17 protein-coding genes and 1 pseudogene are annotated in these 16,345 nt (G+C 43.2%); 12 read left to right on the top strand and 6 right to left on the bottom strand.

Going from position 1 to position 16,345, the window contains the following annotated elements:
- The first annotated feature begins 65 nt into the window (after positions 1-65).
- From oppA to spx, 8 genes are all read left to right on the top strand, one after another.
- Positions 66-1,703 (top strand): oligopeptide ABC transporter substrate-binding protein OppA, encoded by a 1,638-nt coding sequence (gene oppA, locus AC0C66_RS13820; protein ID WP_014113367.1) that lies wholly within the window; start codon positions 66-68, stop codon positions 1,701-1,703.
- Between the two features lie 107 nt (positions 1,704-1,810).
- Entirely contained in the window at positions 1,811-2,746 is a 936-nt protein-coding gene (oppB, locus tag AC0C66_RS13815) for an oligopeptide ABC transporter permease OppB (protein WP_014113368.1), read from the top strand.
- Between the two features lie 3 nt (positions 2,747-2,749).
- Entirely contained in the window at positions 2,750-3,667 is a 918-nt protein-coding gene (gene oppC, locus AC0C66_RS13810) for an oligopeptide ABC transporter permease OppC (protein WP_014113369.1), read from the top strand.
- Positions 3,668-3,671: 4 nt separating this feature from the next.
- A complete protein-coding gene (gene oppD, locus AC0C66_RS13805) occupies positions 3,672-4,748 on the top strand; it encodes an oligopeptide ABC transporter ATP-binding protein OppD (RefSeq protein ID WP_072182805.1) in 1,077 nt (358 codons plus the stop codon).
- Position 4,749: 1 nt separating this feature from the next.
- Positions 4,750-5,667: an oligopeptide ABC transporter ATP-binding protein OppF gene (gene oppF, locus AC0C66_RS13800; RefSeq protein WP_072182806.1), complete on the top strand. Its 918-nt coding sequence runs from the start codon at positions 4,750-4,752 to the stop codon at positions 5,665-5,667.
- 103 nt (positions 5,668-5,770) lie between these two features.
- Positions 5,771-6,985: an MFS transporter gene (locus tag AC0C66_RS13795; protein ID WP_072182807.1), complete on the top strand. Its 1,215-nt coding sequence runs from the start codon at positions 5,771-5,773 to the stop codon at positions 6,983-6,985.
- A gap of 177 nt (positions 6,986-7,162) precedes the next feature.
- Complete coding sequence (locus AC0C66_RS13790) at positions 7,163-7,741, top strand: GNAT family N-acetyltransferase (RefSeq protein ID WP_003224597.1); 579 nt, start codon at positions 7,163-7,165, stop codon at positions 7,739-7,741.
- A gap of 180 nt (positions 7,742-7,921) precedes the next feature.
- Positions 7,922-8,317 carry a transcriptional regulator Spx gene (gene spx / locus AC0C66_RS13785; protein WP_003239281.1) on the top strand — a complete coding sequence of 132 codons (396 nt, stop codon included), beginning with the start codon at positions 7,922-7,924 and terminating at the stop codon, positions 8,315-8,317.
- Positions 8,318-8,571: 254 nt separating this feature from the next.
- Here spx and AC0C66_RS13780 read toward each other — a convergent pair whose 3' ends face one another.
- A complete protein-coding gene (locus AC0C66_RS13780) occupies positions 8,572-9,228 on the bottom strand; it encodes a TerC family protein (RefSeq protein ID WP_041905005.1) in 657 nt (218 codons plus the stop codon).
- Positions 9,229-9,411: 183 nt separating this feature from the next.
- Between AC0C66_RS13780 and AC0C66_RS13775 the strand changes: the two genes are divergently transcribed.
- Both AC0C66_RS13775 and mecA read left to right on the top strand, forming a co-directional pair.
- On the top strand, positions 9,412-9,537 hold the full coding sequence (locus AC0C66_RS13775) for a hypothetical protein (protein WP_120698858.1): 126 nt from the start codon (positions 9,412-9,414) through the stop codon (positions 9,535-9,537).
- On the top strand, positions 9,504-10,160 hold the full coding sequence (gene mecA / locus AC0C66_RS13770; RefSeq protein ID WP_014113374.1) for an adaptor protein MecA: 657 nt from the start codon (positions 9,504-9,506) through the stop codon (positions 10,158-10,160). The genes AC0C66_RS13775 and mecA overlap by 34 nt, the downstream gene beginning before the upstream one ends.
- On the opposite strand, the pseudogene AC0C66_RS13765 reads toward mecA, so the two are convergent.
- Positions 10,155-10,276 (bottom strand): annotated as a pseudogene (locus AC0C66_RS13765) (hypothetical protein). The gene mecA and the pseudogene AC0C66_RS13765 overlap by 6 nt on opposite strands.
- Positions 10,277-10,349: 73 nt before the next feature.
- On the opposite strand from AC0C66_RS13765, the gene AC0C66_RS13760 reads away from it, so the two are divergent.
- Together AC0C66_RS13760 and pepF are read left to right on the top strand one after the other, a co-directional pair.
- Positions 10,350-11,471 (top strand): competence protein CoiA family protein, encoded by a 1,122-nt coding sequence (locus tag AC0C66_RS13760; protein WP_240510039.1) that lies wholly within the window; start codon positions 10,350-10,352, stop codon positions 11,469-11,471.
- 229 nt (positions 11,472-11,700) lie between these two features.
- Positions 11,701-13,530: an oligoendopeptidase F gene (gene pepF / locus AC0C66_RS13755; RefSeq protein ID WP_175304915.1), complete on the top strand. Its 1,830-nt coding sequence runs from the start codon at positions 11,701-11,703 to the stop codon at positions 13,528-13,530.
- Between the two features lie 37 nt (positions 13,531-13,567).
- Here the strand turns inward: pepF and AC0C66_RS13750 are convergent, their stop codons facing one another.
- The 4 genes from AC0C66_RS13750 to AC0C66_RS13735 form a co-directional block, all read right to left on the bottom strand.
- A complete protein-coding gene (locus AC0C66_RS13750) occupies positions 13,568-13,735 on the bottom strand; it encodes a hypothetical protein (protein ID WP_041520918.1) in 168 nt (55 codons plus the stop codon).
- 313 nt (positions 13,736-14,048) lie between these two features.
- Complete coding sequence (gene spxH, locus AC0C66_RS13745) at positions 14,049-14,948, bottom strand: protease adaptor protein SpxH (protein WP_014113378.1); 900 nt, start codon at positions 14,946-14,948, stop codon at positions 14,049-14,051.
- Positions 14,945-15,343 (bottom strand): globin domain-containing protein, encoded by a 399-nt coding sequence (locus tag AC0C66_RS13740; RefSeq protein WP_003224612.1) that lies wholly within the window; start codon positions 15,341-15,343, stop codon positions 14,945-14,947. Before AC0C66_RS13740 ends, spxH begins: the two co-directional genes overlap by 4 nt.
- 254 nt (positions 15,344-15,597) lie before the next feature.
- On the bottom strand, positions 15,598-16,335 hold the full coding sequence (locus AC0C66_RS13735; protein WP_250540712.1) for a lytic transglycosylase domain-containing protein: 738 nt from the start codon (positions 16,333-16,335) through the stop codon (positions 15,598-15,600).
- Between the last annotated feature and the right edge of the window lie 10 nt (positions 16,336-16,345).

Here is a 16,345-nt window from a genome sequence, read left to right as displayed (position 1 = left end):
TGTCTGATATTTCTGAGGATTTAGCCGTAAGGAGCTGAAAAATTATTATTAGGGGGTTTGCGATAATGAAAAAGCGTTGGTCGATTGTCACGTTGATGCTCATTTTCACTCTCGTGCTGAGCGCATGCGGCTTTGGCGGCAGCGGATCAAACGGTGAAGGGAAAAAGGACAGTAAAGGAAAGACGACACTTAACATTAATATTAAAACTGAGCCGTTCTCCTTACATCCGGGATTGGCAAATGATTCAGTATCAGGCGGTGTCATCCGTCAGACTTTTGAAGGATTGACACGTATCAATGCAGATGGTGAGCCTGAAGAAGGCATGGCTTCTAAAATTGAAACGAGCAAAGATGGAAAGACATATACATTTACAATTCGTGATGGTGTGAAATGGTCTAATGGTGACCCTGTAACAGCACAAGATTTTGAATATGCTTGGAAATGGGCACTAGATCCTAATAACGAATCACAATACGCTTACCAGCTTTACTACATAAAAGGGGCTGAAGCGGCGAATACCGGCAAAGGCAGCCTTGATGATGTGGCAGTAAAAGCTGTAAATGACAAAACGCTAAAGGTTGAATTAAATAACCCGACTCCATATTTCACTGAATTAACAGCGTTCTATACGTATATGCCGATCAACAAGAAAATTGCAGAGAAAAATAAAAAATGGAACACAAATGCCGGAGATGATTATGTATCAAACGGACCGTTCAAAATGACGGCATGGAAACACAGCGGTTCTATCACTCTTGAAAAAAATGATCAGTATTGGGATAAAGACAAAGTCAAACTGAAGAAAATCAGTATGGTTATGATCAACAATAACAATACTGAACTGAAAAAATTCCAAGCTGGCGAACTTGATTGGGCCGGTTTGCCGCTCGGACAGCTTCCGACAGAATCTCTTCCTACCCTGAAAAAAGACGGTTCTTTACATGTTGAGCCGATGGCAGGTGTCTATTGGTACAAATTCAACACTGAAGCTAAGCCATTAGACAATGTAAATATCCGTAAAGCATTATCTTATGCGATTGATCGTCAATCGATTGTTAAAAACATTACGCAAGGTGAACAAATCCCGGCAATGGCTGCGGTGCCACCGACAATGAAGGGATTTGAGGATAACAAAGAAGGCTACTTCAAAGACAACGATGTCAAAACGGCAAAAGAATATCTTGAAAAAGGCCTGAAAGAAATGGGCTTAAGCAAGGCATCTGACCTTCCGAAAATCAAATTGTCTTATAACACTGATGATGCACATGCGAAAATCGCTCAAGCCGTGCAAGAAATGTGGAAGAAAAATTTAGGCGTGAATGTTGAGCTTGATAACTCAGAATGGAATGTATATATTGATAAGCTTCACAGCCAAGATTATCAAATCGGCCGTATGGGTTGGCTTGGCGACTTTAACGATCCTATTAACTTCCTCGAGTTGTTCCGTGACAAAAACGGAGGTAATAACGATACTGGCTGGGAAAATCCAGAATTCAAAAAGCTTCTGAATCAGTCACAAACTGAAACTGATCCAACAAAACGTGCAGAGCTGCTGAAAAAAGCAGAAGGTATTTTCATTGATGAAATGCCTGTAGCGCCAGTTTATTTTTATACGATTCCTTGGGTGCAAGACGAAAATCTGAAAGGAACCATCATTACTGGAACCGGAGAAATTTATTTCAGAAACTCGTACTTTCAATAAGTCTTATTTGTGAAAACAAAAACCTCAAGGTATATGGGGACCTATTTCCCATATACCTTTCTTACTGAAAGAGTATAAAAATGTAAAAATCATGGAGGTGTTCCCCCTTGCTAAAATATATCGGAAGACGCTTAGTCTATATGATTATCACATTATTTGTGATTGTAACTGTGACATTCTTCTTAATGCAGGCAGCACCGGGTGGGCCATTTTCAGGTGAGAAAAAGCTTCCGCCTGAAATCGAAGCAAACTTAAATGCGCATTACGGCTTGGACAAGCCGCTGTTTGTACAATACGTCAGTTATTTGAAATCAGTTGCAATGTGGGATTTCGGACCGTCATTTAAATATAAAGGTCAGAGTGTTAACGACCTAATCAGTTCAGGTTTCCCCGTTTCATTCACTCTTGGAGCAGAAGCTATTCTCCTCGCTTTAGCGTTAGGTGTATTGTTTGGGGTCATAGCAGCCCTTTACCATAATAAGTGGCAGGATTATACCGTGGCGATTTTAACGATATTTGGCATTTCAGTTCCGAGCTTTATCATGGCGGCTGTTCTGCAATATGTGTTCTCCATGAAGCTTGATCTGTTTCCTGTCGCGGGTTGGGAGTCCTGGGCATACACCTTTTTGCCTTCAATCGCACTTGCTTCCATGCCGATGGCGTTTATTGCCAGACTTTCTCGTTCAAGCATGATCGAAGTGTTAAACAGTGATTATATTCGCACAGCGAAAGCAAAAGGGCTGTCCCGTCCAGCAGTTACAGTGCGGCACGCCATTCGAAACGCGCTTTTGCCAGTCGTTACATACATGGGCCCGATGGCAGCGCAGGTCTTAACGGGAAGCTTTATTATTGAGTCCATCTTTGGTATCCCGGGGCTTGGTGCACACTTTGTAAACAGTATTACAAACCGTGATTATACAGTCATTATGGGTGTAACGGTGTTCTTCAGTGTCATCTTGCTATTGTGTGTATTAATCGTAGACGTGTTATATGGCATTATTGATCCAAGAATCAAGCTTTCAAAAGCAAAGAAAGGAGCCTAGGCCATGCAAAACATTCCAAAAAACCTGTTTGAACCAGCCGCAGCGAATGCCGGCGATGCAGAAAAAATAAGTAAAAAGAGCCTTTCCCTCTGGAAAGATGCGATGCTTCGCTTCCGCAGCAATAAGCTTGCAATGGTCGGGCTTATCATTATTGTACTCATTATCCTTATGGCAATTTTTGCGCCAATGTTCTCAAGATACGATTATTCAACTACTAATCTCTTAAATGCGGATAAGCCGCCTTCAAAAGATCACTGGTTCGGAACAGATGATCTTGGACGGGATATTTTCGTCCGTACTTGGGTAGGTGCGCGAATCTCAATCTTTATCGGTGTTGCAGCCGCTGTTCTTGATTTGCTGATCGGTGTGATTTGGGGAAGCATTTCAGGCTTCCGCGGAGGCAGAACGGATGAAATTATGATGCGTATCGCCGATATCCTTTGGGCAGTTCCTTCATTATTAATGGTCATCTTACTGATGGTTGTTCTTCCGAAAGGGCTATTTACGATTATTATTGCCATGACGATTACGGGCTGGATTAATATGGCCAGAATCGTGCGTGGACAAGTGCTGCAGCTGAAGAATCAGGAGTATGTGCTTGCTTCACAGACACTTGGTGCAAAAACATCCCGTCTGCTGTTTAAACATATCGTGCCAAACGCAATGGGTTCCATTTTGGTCACGATGACATTGACAGTTCCGACTGCGATTTTCACAGAAGCCTTTTTAAGCTATTTGGGACTTGGTGTTCCGGCTCCGCTGGCAAGCTGGGGAACGATGGCTTCTGACGGATTGCCTGCATTGACCTATTATCCGTGGCGTCTATTCTTCCCTGCCGGTTTCATCTGCATTACGATGTTTGGCTTTAACGTTGTCGGCGACGGATTAAGAGACGCATTGGATCCTAAGTTACGTAAATAAGGGAGTGATACGGGTGACACGCCTATTAGAAGTAAAAGATTTAGCGATTTCATTTAAAACATATGGCGGAGAGGTTCAGGCGATCCGCGGAGTGAATTTCCATCTGGATAAAGGAGAAACGCTGGCCATTGTCGGAGAATCAGGTTCCGGAAAAAGTGTGACCTCTCAAGCGATCATGAAGCTGATTCCAATGCCTCCGGGTTATTTCAAACGAGGTGAGATCTTGTTTGAAGGAAAGGATCTGGTGCCGCTGTCCGAAAAAGAGATGCAAAATGTCCGGGGAAAAGAGATCGGGATGATATTCCAGGACCCGATGACCTCTTTAAATCCGACGATGAAGGTCGGCAAACAAATTACGGAAGTGCTTTTTAAACACGAGAAAATTTCAAAGGAAGCGGCTAAAAAACGCGCGGTTGAACTGTTGGAATTAGTCGGTATCCCGATGCCGGAAAAGCGGGTTAACCAATTTCCGCACGAGTTTTCAGGCGGGATGAGGCAGCGGGTTGTCATCGCCATGGCGCTTGCGGCGAATCCGAAGCTTCTGATCGCCGATGAGCCGACCACTGCTCTTGATGTAACGATTCAAGCGCAAATTCTGGAATTGATGAAGGATTTGCAAAAGAAAATTGACACGTCCATCATCTTTATCACACACGATCTTGGTGTTGTGGCTAACGTTGCTGATCGGGTCGCTGTCATGTACGCGGGACAGATTGTAGAAACCGGTACGGTAGACGAGATTTTCTACGATCCGAGACATCCGTATACGTGGGGGCTTCTTGCATCCATGCCGACACTGGAAAGTTCAGGAGAAGAACAGCTGACTGCAATTCCGGGCACGCCGCCTGATTTGACAAACCCGCCAAAAGGAGATGCTTTTGCGCTGCGGAGCTCTTACGCGATGAAAATCGATTTTGAACAGGAGCCGCCAATGTTTAAGGTGTCCGATACTCATTATGTAAAATCGTGGCTGCTTCATCCGGACGCGCCAAAGGTAGAGCCGCCTGAAGCGGTAAAAGCGAAAATGCGTAAACTGGCAAATACCTATGAAAAACCTGTCTTAGTGAGAGAAGGTGAATGAATTGAGTGAGAAACTATTAGAAATCAAACATTTAAAACAGCACTTTGTCACGCCAAAAGGAACGGTTAAGGCTGTAGACGATTTATCATTTGATATCTATAAAGGTGAAACATTAGGGCTGGTTGGTGAATCTGGCTGCGGTAAATCGACAACAGGCCGAAGCATTATTCGGCTATACGAAGCGACCGATGGTGAGGTGCTGTTCAACGGCGAAAATGTGCACGGGAAAAAATCGCGGAAAAAGCTGCTGGAATTCAACCGCAAAATGCAGATGATTTTCCAAGATCCATATGCATCCCTGAATCCGAGAATGACAGTTGCTGATATTATTGCTGAAGGCCTCGATATTCATAAGCTGGCGAATACGAAAAAAGAGCGGATGCAGCGGGTCCACGAACTCTTGGAAACAGTCGGTTTAAACAAGGAACACGCGAACCGCTATCCGCATGAATTTTCCGGCGGCCAGCGCCAAAGAATCGGGATTGCCAGAGCTCTCGCTGTAGATCCGGAATTCATTATCGCAGATGAGCCAATTTCCGCTTTGGATGTATCCATTCAAGCACAGGTCGTGAATTTAATGAAAGAACTGCAAAAAGAAAAAGGGCTCACATACCTGTTTATTGCCCACGATTTATCGATGGTCAAATACATCAGCGACCGCATTGGAGTCATGTATTTCGGGAAGTTGGTTGAGCTTGCGCCGGCAGATGAGCTTTATGAAAATCCGCTTCACCCGTATACAAAATCATTGCTTTCTGCGATTCCGCTTCCTGATCCGGACTATGAGAGAAATCGCGTCCGCCAGAAATACGATCCGTCCGTCCATCAATTAAAAGATGGGGAAACGATGGAATTCCGTGAAGTCAAACCGGGACATTTTGTGATGTGCACGGAGGCAGAATTTAAAGCTTATTCATGAATCATAAATCCTTCAAGAGATTTCTCTTGAAGGATTTTTTTTAATCATAGAAAGTGAGAGTGATAACATTTACAATTAGAGGAAAAAGCGGAGGCGAAATACGATTCAATTTCTGCATAACAAAAATGTTTTTGCGCTATTACTGTCTCAATCTCTTCAATCTTTAGCAGGAGTCCTTGTCACAATCGTATTAATGGTCAGGGTCTATCAAATGACCGACTCCGTCTTTTTGGCGGGTCTTGTTTTATCGTTCATGTCGTTTGCGAGTATAGCGGCAAGCTTTTGCATCTCCCCAGTGCTTCGCAATCTCGGTTTTAAAAAGGTGCTTGCGGGTGCAAATCTGCTGAGAGCGGTCTTTACAATACTGATGGCTTTTAGCGTCAGTCATCACGAACAGGTTTTCTTTTGGATAACGCTGCTGTTTGTCTTCTGTTTTTCCTTCGCGGGCGCCTTTTTTCAGCCGGCAAGATTCGCGCTGCTGCCGATTATTGTTCCAAAAGAGCAATATGTGAAAGCGAACGGTGTGATCTCCCTCTCGAATCAATTGTTTTTAACAGCAGGCTGGGGCCTTGGCGGCCTTCTGACGTATGCCGTACCTTTTGAACTCGTTGTCGGTGCAGCCATTTGCTTGTTTGTTCTTTCGGGAGCTTCCCTCATTGTGCTTCATATAAATGAAAAAACGACTGATGGAACAGCTGAAAAAGCATCTGCCAAAAGTATATGGAAGGATTTAATGATGATCCCTATTGTAAGAGACATTACTCTAATGGACATGTTAGAAGCTTTGGCGGGTTCTGTTTGGTCGTCTGCTATTCTTCTCGCATTTACTGCGGCTGTTTTGCATGAAACAGAGGTGTGGTGGGGGATGTTTAACGCTTCTTATTTTATAGGTGCGATTGTCGGCAGTGTGATTGCCATTCGTTTTTCTGCTTTTTTTGAGCGGAACATGGGCTACGCTATTATTTTCTGCTCGCTTGTGATGGCGGTGCTGACCCTTCTGTTCTCATTTTCTCCAATCCCGTTTTTATGCGCTCTGGCTTGTGCTGCAATGGGGCCTTTTTATCAGGTGCGTGATATTTGCCAGGAAACCATGCTGCAAGAGGTCATTCCCAAGCAGAAGCGTATCGGGATCATGGCTGCCAAAAATGCGATTTTGACTCCTTGGTCAGGCGTCACCTACTCCATTATGGGGCTCGTGGCTGATGCTGCGGGTGCGAAAACAGCTTTTATCGCGGCAGCTGCATTATATATCATGACGTTTCTTATTGCACTGGTGCAGCCCCGCCTGCTTCAGTACAAGCAGGAAAGCCAAGCTTAATGATAGCTTTTTACATACACTTCAAAATGAACGGAGCATCTGACTCCGTTTTTTGCTGAAAAAAAATGAAACCATGGCGGAAGTTTGTACGTCTTTATAGATGTAAAGCTGTTTAAACAATATGAAATGGGGTATATCTAAAAGTATGAAGACAATGAACTCATAAGGAGCAAATCAATGAACTGGTATGAAAAGCTTAGCGAGTACTTTCCAATTGAAGAAATGAAATCAAAAGCGCATATGGAAGCTCTTCTGAAAGAGCGGAGCGATATTTATCATAAAGATGAAGGCAAACATCATATCTTAATGTTTGCGGAATTCGATTCTTTTATCTTCGTTGATTATCTGTATGTGTCTAAGGATGCAAGAGGGCAGGGGCTTGGCGGCAAATTGATCGCGAAGCTGAAAAAGAAAAATAAGCCGATATTGCTCGAGGTGGAGCCTGTGGATGAAGATGATACTGATACAGAAAAACGCCTGAGGTTTTATCAAAGAGAGCATTTCAAACATGCTCAGTCAATTGGGTACCGGCGCCGGTCATTGGCTACGAATGAAGTAAATAAGATGGAGATTCTGTACTGGTCACCGAAAACAGAATCAGAAGAAGAAATTCTTGAAGCCATGAAACAGACATATGAAAACATTCATACTTATAAAGATGAGAAATGGTACGGGGAATCGTACGAAAAAACAGATGAGGTCCTAAAACTCATTGATGAAGAAAAACAAAAAAATATTTTCGATCAGTTAAGCTAATTGAGAATTAGAACATATCATTAAAATTAAAAATTTGCCGGATTGACACATTTTTTTCTTAGGATACTGTTCACACTTACTTTTTTATAGTATAATACCTATAAAGATTCCTTTTTTAGAGTAATTTCAATTTAAGAATAAAATAGATGTTCATCCTACTAATTAGAGGAGTGAAGATGAATGGTTACACTATACACATCACCAAGCTGTACTTCATGCAGAAAGGCGAGAGCGTGGCTTGAGGAGCACGATATTCCATTTGAAGAAAGAAACATTTTCTCTGAGCCTTTATCAATTGATGAAATAAAACAAATTCTTCGAATGACTGAGGACGGAACAGATGAAATCATCTCAACCCGTTCAAAAGTATTCCAAAAACTGAATGTGAACGTTGAATCTATGCCGCTGCAAGATTTGTACCGCTTGATCAACGAGCACCCAGGTTTGCTTCGCCGTCCGATCATCATCGACGAAAAACGTTTGCAGGTCGGATACAACGAAGACGAAATCAGACGTTTCCTGCCAAGAAAAGTCCGCTCTTTCCAATTAAGAGAAGCACAGCGTTTGGCAAACTAATAGATCGTATCATCAAAAGAAGGCTGAGTGATCAGCCTTCTTTTTTAGATAGTTGACAAAATCCTAAAACGGTTTTTTGTTTTAGGATTTTGTTACCTTTTCAGTTCAGCGTGATTGAAAACCTTTGAAGTCTAGGAAGGCCGAGCATTGGAGCACAACGAATATGTTTATTCGTGAGCACCGACGCGCAGGTCTGACAACGAATGCGAAGGTTTGTCGACACGCTGAAAGAAGGCTGAGTGATCAGCCTTCTTTTATTTTTCCACCTGCTGATAATAAATACTCGCCAGGATGACAAACGCGACCGTTAAAATGGGGAGGAGCGTTTCGACTGTGCCGTGCTGCGCCATAAAAAAAGATAGCTTTTTGTCCCTGACAATCATTTCTCCTCCTGTATAAGCAAGCAGACCGCTTCCCGCGTAAATCAGAACCGGTATTTTCTCAAGTGCGATGTGGATGAGTTTGCTGCCCCAAATTATAACCGGCACCGATACACACAAACCTATGACCACGAGAGAAAACTCACCGTGTGACGCTCCCGCAACTGCTATGACGTTATCCAGCGACATAAAGAGATCTGCAAGCACAATCGTTCGTATCGCTCTCCACAGCGAGGTGCTGCTTTTGATGTGCTGCGTGTCTTTTTTTTCAATCAGCAGCTGATATCCTAAATACAGCAGGAAAATTCCGCCGGCGCACTGCAAGAACGGAATGTTCAAAAGGTATACCGCTGCGCTTGTTAATCCGATTCTCATGGCAACGGCGATAAATGTTCCGAGAATAATGGCTTGCTGTCTTTGCTTGTCCGGCAAATTTCTGCTGGCCATGGCAATGACGACCGCATTATCTCCGCCGAGGATCAGGTCGATCCCAACAATAACAAGCAGAGAAATCAGATAGTCATGCTCCATGATCGGCACCTCGCTTTCGTTCCATCGCTTGTACTACTACTATATGAGACAGGTCATATTTTATGATATGAGCCGCAGATCTGCCGTTTTTTAGGTGAAGGTGCATTTTTATTTCTTTTGTGACTGTTTTATCATAAAATAGAAATACAAAGGAATTCACACTGGCCTTGCATCAAGGTTAAGATGTGGACGGAATGGGTAAAGTGTAGTAAAGTACTATTAATCGGGAGCTTAGATGTCCCTTCAACATCTTATATAGAAGGGAAGGTTGGCAAATGGAAATTGAAAGAATTAACGAGCATACAGTAAAATTTTATATGTCTTACGGAGATATTGAAGATCGCGGTTTTGACAGAGAAGAAATTTGGTATAACCGTGAACGCAGTGAAGAACTTTTCTGGGAAGTCATGGATGAAGTTCATGAGGAAGAGGAATTTGCTGTGGAAGGCCCTCTTTGGATTCAAGTTCAGGCACTGGACAAAGGATTAGAAATCATCGTCACAAAAGCCCAGCTTTCCAAAGACGGACAAAAGCTCGAACTGCCGATTCCTGAGGATAAAAAGCAAGAACCAGCATCTGAGGATCTTGACGCCTTGCTGGATGATTTCCAGAAAGAAGAGCAAGCCGTCAATCAGGAAGAGAAGGAGCAAAAGCTTCAATTTGTCTTGCGGTTTGGCGATTTTGAGGATGTTATTTCTCTATCTAAATTGAACGTTAACGGAAGCAAAACGACTTTATATTCGTTTGAGAACCGATATTATTTATATGTAGATTTTGGCAATATGACTGACGAAGAGGTTGAAAATCAGCTAAGCATCCTGTTGGAGTACGCAAATGAATCCTCAATCAGCATACACCGTCTTGAAGAGTACGGCAAGCTGATTATTTCAGAGCATGCTCTGGAAACGATAAAAAAACACTTTGCATCATAGCAAACCGATTTCTTTCCGGAAATCGGTTTTTTTTATGCAATGAAATGCTATGTTTGAGACGTGAAAAATCAAAAACATACATACAAGAGAAAATACGGCGAACAGGAGTTGATCATCTTTTCCAGAAAGTATACCTCATCTGGAAAGGAGAGATGACAATTGTTTAGTGCTGTGACTGAAGACGGCGAAATGTTTCACCTTCTAGGCGCTCGGCAAAGCCAGAAATTAAAGCGGAGACGATTCTTCTGCCCGGTGTGCGGGGGTGAGCTTGCTGTGAAGCTCGGACTCCAAAAAGCACCGCATTTCGCCCATAAACAGAACAAATCCTGTTCGATAGACATAGAACCGGAAAGCGCCTACCACTTAGAAGGAAAAAGGCAGCTGTATATATGGCTGAAAACGCAACAGGCTTCCCCGATATTAGAACCGTATATCAAGAACATCAATCAAAGACCGGACATCATGACAAAGATCAAGGGACGCATGCTTGCTGTTGAGTATCAATGTGCCACTCTTGCGCCAGATGTCTTTCAAAAGCGAACAGAGGGCTTCAAACAAGCAGGAATCATCCCGCAGTGGATTGTGGGACACAGCCGCTTAAAATGCTCTGCTCCATCCTTTTATCAGCTTTCTGCTTTCCATTGGCAGTTTATCAATGCAAGTCCATACAGGGAACTGATATGTTATTGCCCGGAAACACGTTCTTTCCGCCGGCTCAGCCACATCATTCCGTTTTACACAAACCATTCTTATTCCTCCGTTCAAACGATCCCTATCCATCGGGCTGCTGCAAACGATCTTTTTTTTACTGAACCGACGCCCGCATTTCAATATTCCGGCTGGACGAAAGCGATTCACCGTTTTCGCCATAAACCCCATCGGTTTATCTCCAAGGAAACAAATCGCCTCAGGCTGCTGTTTTATGAAAAGCGGCAGACACCCCTTTCTTTTCTTCCGACGGAAGTGTTTGTCCCTGTTATAAAAGGGGCTGTTTTTCATAGTCCGGTTTTTGTGTGGCAGGGGTTTTTATATCTGTTTATTACGGATCTGGGATATAAACGCGCGCCAATTCGCTTTTCAGCCGTTTTACAGCAGTGCAAACTGCACATTCATAAAAAGAACATTTCGCTCAGATACAAATGCAGCGAAGATTGTCTTTCTGAAGCGGTGAAACAGTACATTGATTTTTTGTGCAAGAAGGGATTTTTAAGGGAGACTCAGAAAGAAGTATATGTGCTGAATCAGCCTGCAGAGGGCGTACGCTCATTACAGGATCTCATAGAAAGTGACCGCAGCTGTTTTATAGAATGAGTTTGTCTCATTTGGCTCACCCTAAGACAAAGGTGGTGGGCTGGCTGTGAAAGGCACAAAAGAAAAGGTTTTTCGTGTTTTTACTGCTTTTTTGGCATTCGTTCTCTTCATTACTGCATATGATTTGACAAAAGGCAGTGAAAAACCGGAAGATATTCACAACACAAGTTTTTTGAGAAACAGCGGTTTTTTCAATTGGCTTGAATCAAAGAAAACGAGGGGGATCACCATGGCTGAGGAAAAAAAAGCAAACCAACTGCCTGACAGAAGTGAGGTAAAGGCAGAAGACACATGGAGACTTGAGGATATTTTTCCTACTGATGAGGCCTGGAATAAAGAATTTCAAGCTGTAAAAGAATTAATTCCGAATTTATCTAAGTATAAAGGAAAGCTGGAAGATTCAGCCGATCATTTATACGAAGCTCTTACGTTCCAAGATAAAGTGATGGAGCGGCTGGGCAGGCTGTACACATATGCGCATATGCGCTCTGACCAAGATACCGGGAACTCTTTTTATCAGGGGCTGAATGATAAGGCGGGAAACCTATATACACAGGCCGCAAGCGCGACAGCTTATTTGGTTCCGGAAATTTTATCCATAGAAGAAGACAAACTGCAGCAGTTTATTCTTGAAAAAGAAGAACTGAAACTGTACTCTCATGCGATTGAGGAGATTACAAAGGAACGCCCGCACGTGCTGAGCGAGAAGGAAGAGGCGCTGCTTGCTGAAGCTTCTGATGTGCTGGGTTCATCTTCCAATACATTCAGCGTATTAAATAACGCCGAGATAACATTCCCGTCCATTAAAGATGAAGAGGGGAATGAAAAACAGATCACTCACGGGAATTTTATTAATTTCTTAGAAAGTGAAAACCGTGAAGTCCGCAAAAATGCCTTTGACGCAGTATATAAAACATACGGTCAATATAAAAACACAATGGCCACGACGCTAAGCGGCACTGTGAAAAAGGACAACTTCTACGCGAGAGTGAAAAAATACAAATCAGCGCGTGAAGCGGCGCTTTCTAACAACAGTATTCCTGAGGAGGTATACGACAACCTCGTCAAAACGATTAATAAGCATTTGCCGCTCCTGCATCGCTATATCGCGCTGAGAAAGAAAGTGCTTGAGCTTGATGAAGTGCATATCTATGATCTGTATACACCGCTTGTGAAGGATGCGGGGATGAAGGTCACGTACGAGGAAGCCAAAGATTACATGCTGAAAGGTCTGGCACCTTTAGGGGAAGAATACGCCTCCATCTTAAAAGAAGGGCTGGAAAACCGCTGGGTCGACGTTTATGAAAATAAAGGCAAACGAAATGGCGCTTATTCATCAGGAGCTTACGGCACGAATCCGTATATCTTGATGAACTGGCATGATAACGTCAATAATCTCTTTACGCTCGTGCACGAGTTTGGACATTCCGTACACAGCTACTATACGAGAAAGCACCAGCCATATCCATACGGCAATTACAGTATCTTTGTCGCGGAAGTTGCGTCTACGACAAACGAAGCGCTTCTTGGCGAATACCTGCTGAACAACTTAGATGATGAAAAACAGCGCTTATATATTCTCAACCATATGCTTGAGGGCTTCAGAGGAACGGTCTTTAGACAAACGATGTTTGCTGAATTTGAACATCTGATCCATACAAAGGCGCAAGAAGGGGAGCCGCTTACACCTGAGCTTCTGACAAATGTCTATTACGATCTGAATAAAAAGTATTTCGGAGACGGCATGGTGATTGATAAGGAAATCGGCCTTGAATGGTCACGGATTCCGCATTTCTATTACAATTACTATGTGTATCAGTATGCGACAGGGTACAGTGCTGCCCAAGCGTTAAGCAGCCAGATTTTAAAAGAAGGAAAGCCGGCGGTTGACCGTTATATTGACTTCCTGAAAGCGGGAAGCTCACAATACCCGATTGATGTCCTGAAAAAAGCGGGCGTTGATATGACGTCTCCAGAGCCGATCGAAGCTGCGTGCAAAATGTTTGAAGAAAAACTTGATGAAATGGAAGAGCTGCTGATGAAAGTCAAGCAGTCTTAAAAAAGAAAGCCTGTGCAAAAATGACGCACAGGCTTTTTTAAAACCCTTTAAAGGTTTTCCGATGGTTCAGGCGATAGAGGGTAAACAAAATAGACAGAAACAGCAGAGGAGAGGTAATATAAAGCGGCAGCATATGCATCATGCCTAATATATTCAAACAGAAAAAAACGGCAATGCACACAATTAAGATCACAGTATACATCATGGCGGTCCCCCTCGTCCTTTTTCCTTATTAGGATATGAGTGAATGTACTTCGTTATGTTTTGTGACAAAAATATGAACATTAAGCATAGAGGTTGTCAACAGTCGACATCTTTTGTTATCATAAGGATGTGAAATTGATCACAAACAAACATTACCCCTTTGTTTGACCGTGAAAAATTTCTCCCATCCCCTTTGTTGTCGTTAAGACATATGAAACCGCGCTTATCCCGGCGCGGTTTCTTTAGTGCTATGAACAGAACGTATGTTTGGTGTCGGTGCAAAAAAACAGCCTCAAGCATATACACGCCTGCGGCTATTTTTCACATGATTGATATTCATCAGAATAAGTGCTGAGAGACTTCCAAAACATTCCGTGTTTGGCTTCCACTTTGGCAACCTTTTTAGCAAATGCCAATTTTTTCATTTCTTTTTCTACCTCTTCAAGGCTCAGGTCATAAACTAGAGCAATTTCCTTGGAGGCAACGAAGCGGAAATATTCAATAAAACATTCCAGAGGCGGTGTTTCCGACGGCTTCGGCTCGTCGCCAAGCATCTCAAATAAGATTTCTTCATATACATCATATGAATAGCTGCCGGGTACTTTAAGTCCTTCGTCCTCATGCTGTGTATTGAAAAACGTCAGCGTCGGATTGACGGAAACATCCATCTCAGCGGCAATTCTCATATCACATTGAAGCGCCTTGACCGCGCTTTGAGAATGCAGGTCATTTTTGAACTCTTCAAGATCGAGACTCGTTTTTTCTGCGATTTCCAAAAGCACGTTTTCATCCGTAATATTTTTCTTTGAAACAAACAGACTCTCCTGCATATTTCTGAGAAATTGCATGCCGACTTTTCTTCCTTGCAGTTCGGCTGCTTTAAAAGCGAGAGCAGCCATATAAGGCGATGAAAGCGGCTGATCCTGCTCGAACCAGACATTGCCGTCACACGACATGCCGGAGCGGCTCGCGATCTTTTCCCATGCTTCTGCGAGAAGATGCTTTTTCCGTTTCTTATTTAACGCGGTAAGGCTTGCGGAAGCTATAATGCGTAATGTGAAAAAGCGTCCGTATCTAATTTTCAGCTTTTTAATGACGGGCTCTAAGGACCAGCATTCAGGACATAAAGGGTCTACAAACATGTAAATTTCAAGCGGTTTTTTTGGATGGCCGTGGCAATGGGCGAAGTATTGCTCATGCTGATAGTTTGTCAAGATGATCGATCCTCCGCTTCCGTTTGATTCACCATATGCCTTGCTGTCAATTCCAGCCGGCCAAACAAAAACTCACGAATATCGCCCTCCAGCCCTACATGGTCCATTGCGTCCTTCATACAGCTGAGCCACGCATCAGCTCTCTCGTTTGTAATTGGAAAGGGAAGATGCCTTGCTCTGAGCATGGGGTGGCCGTGTTCCTCAGTATAAAGCGGAGGCCCGCCTAAATACTGAGTCAAAAATTGCTTCTGTTTCCTGGCGGTTTCTGTTAAATCGCTCGGAAAAATTGGCTTCAGCAAAGGATGAGACGCGACACGCTCATAAAAAGTATCAACAAGTTGCGATAGAAGTTCCTCTCCAATCGCTTCATAAGGTGCGTTAAACGATTGTCCCATGTTGACTACTCCTTTAAATATGGCTAATAGGAATCATAAATCCTATTGCAAAAAGTAATTTTCTGTATTTCAACATTTCATCTAAATTTATTTTAGCAACAAGGCATCATTTCTACAAACAAACTGCCTTTTATGCGTTTGATGACTAGTTTCGGCTGTAAGCCAGGGTTTGTATTTCATATCATATCACATAAAAATCAGGAATGCGTAAGATTTCACTTCGCAAAAAAACCAGAGGGCAGAAGCCGCTCTGGTTACGCGTAATAAGCTGAAGTTATTTTTTTTACATAGTTTTGCGTTTCTTGAAAAGGAGGAATACCTCCGTATCGGTCAACATTTCCCGGTCCGGCGTTGTAGGCTGCTAATGCCATAGACACATTGCCGTCGTATTTATTCAGCATTTGTTTTAAATATTTCGTTCCGCCCTCCACATTTTGCTGCGGATCCAGCGGATTAGAAACGCCAAGTGAGCTTGCTGTTGCCGGCATGAGCTGCATTAGGCCCATCGCACCTGCTCCGCTGACCGCTTTTGCATTAAAGCCTGATTCCTGCTTGATGACGGCACGGATTAGTTTTTCATCGACGCCATATTTATCAGCTGCTTTTTTTATAGCGCTGTCAATGGAGAAGTCTCCCGAACTGATCTGTTTTGCTTCATGTTTGTTTAAAGGTGAATCTGCAGCAGCTGTTTCGGTGCTTTCTGCCGCTTTTGTGATATAACCTGAATTGCTATTTGTATATGAATTAAGCCCATAAGCTGAAAGCAGTGACGGCGCTGTTGAAGAAGCGCTGTTCAGCAGACTGAGCGGGCTTGACGTTGCAGAAGATGCTGTTGGTTGCGGAGTCGCCAGACCGTTTGTATATTGGCTAAGCAAAGAGCTGAAGCTTGAGAGCGGGCTTTCCGCATCATTTTGAGTGCCTGTGCTGCGTGCATTAGATATGGACTGTAATGCTTGAAGCTGAAGTAAAGCTGCCCAATTCGTTACATTCACGATGTCATTC

This window comes from Bacillus sp. VA13, assembly GCF_055710085.1.
Note: the sequence above shows the minus strand (reverse complement) of the source record. Positions and strands in the feature narration are given on the sequence as shown.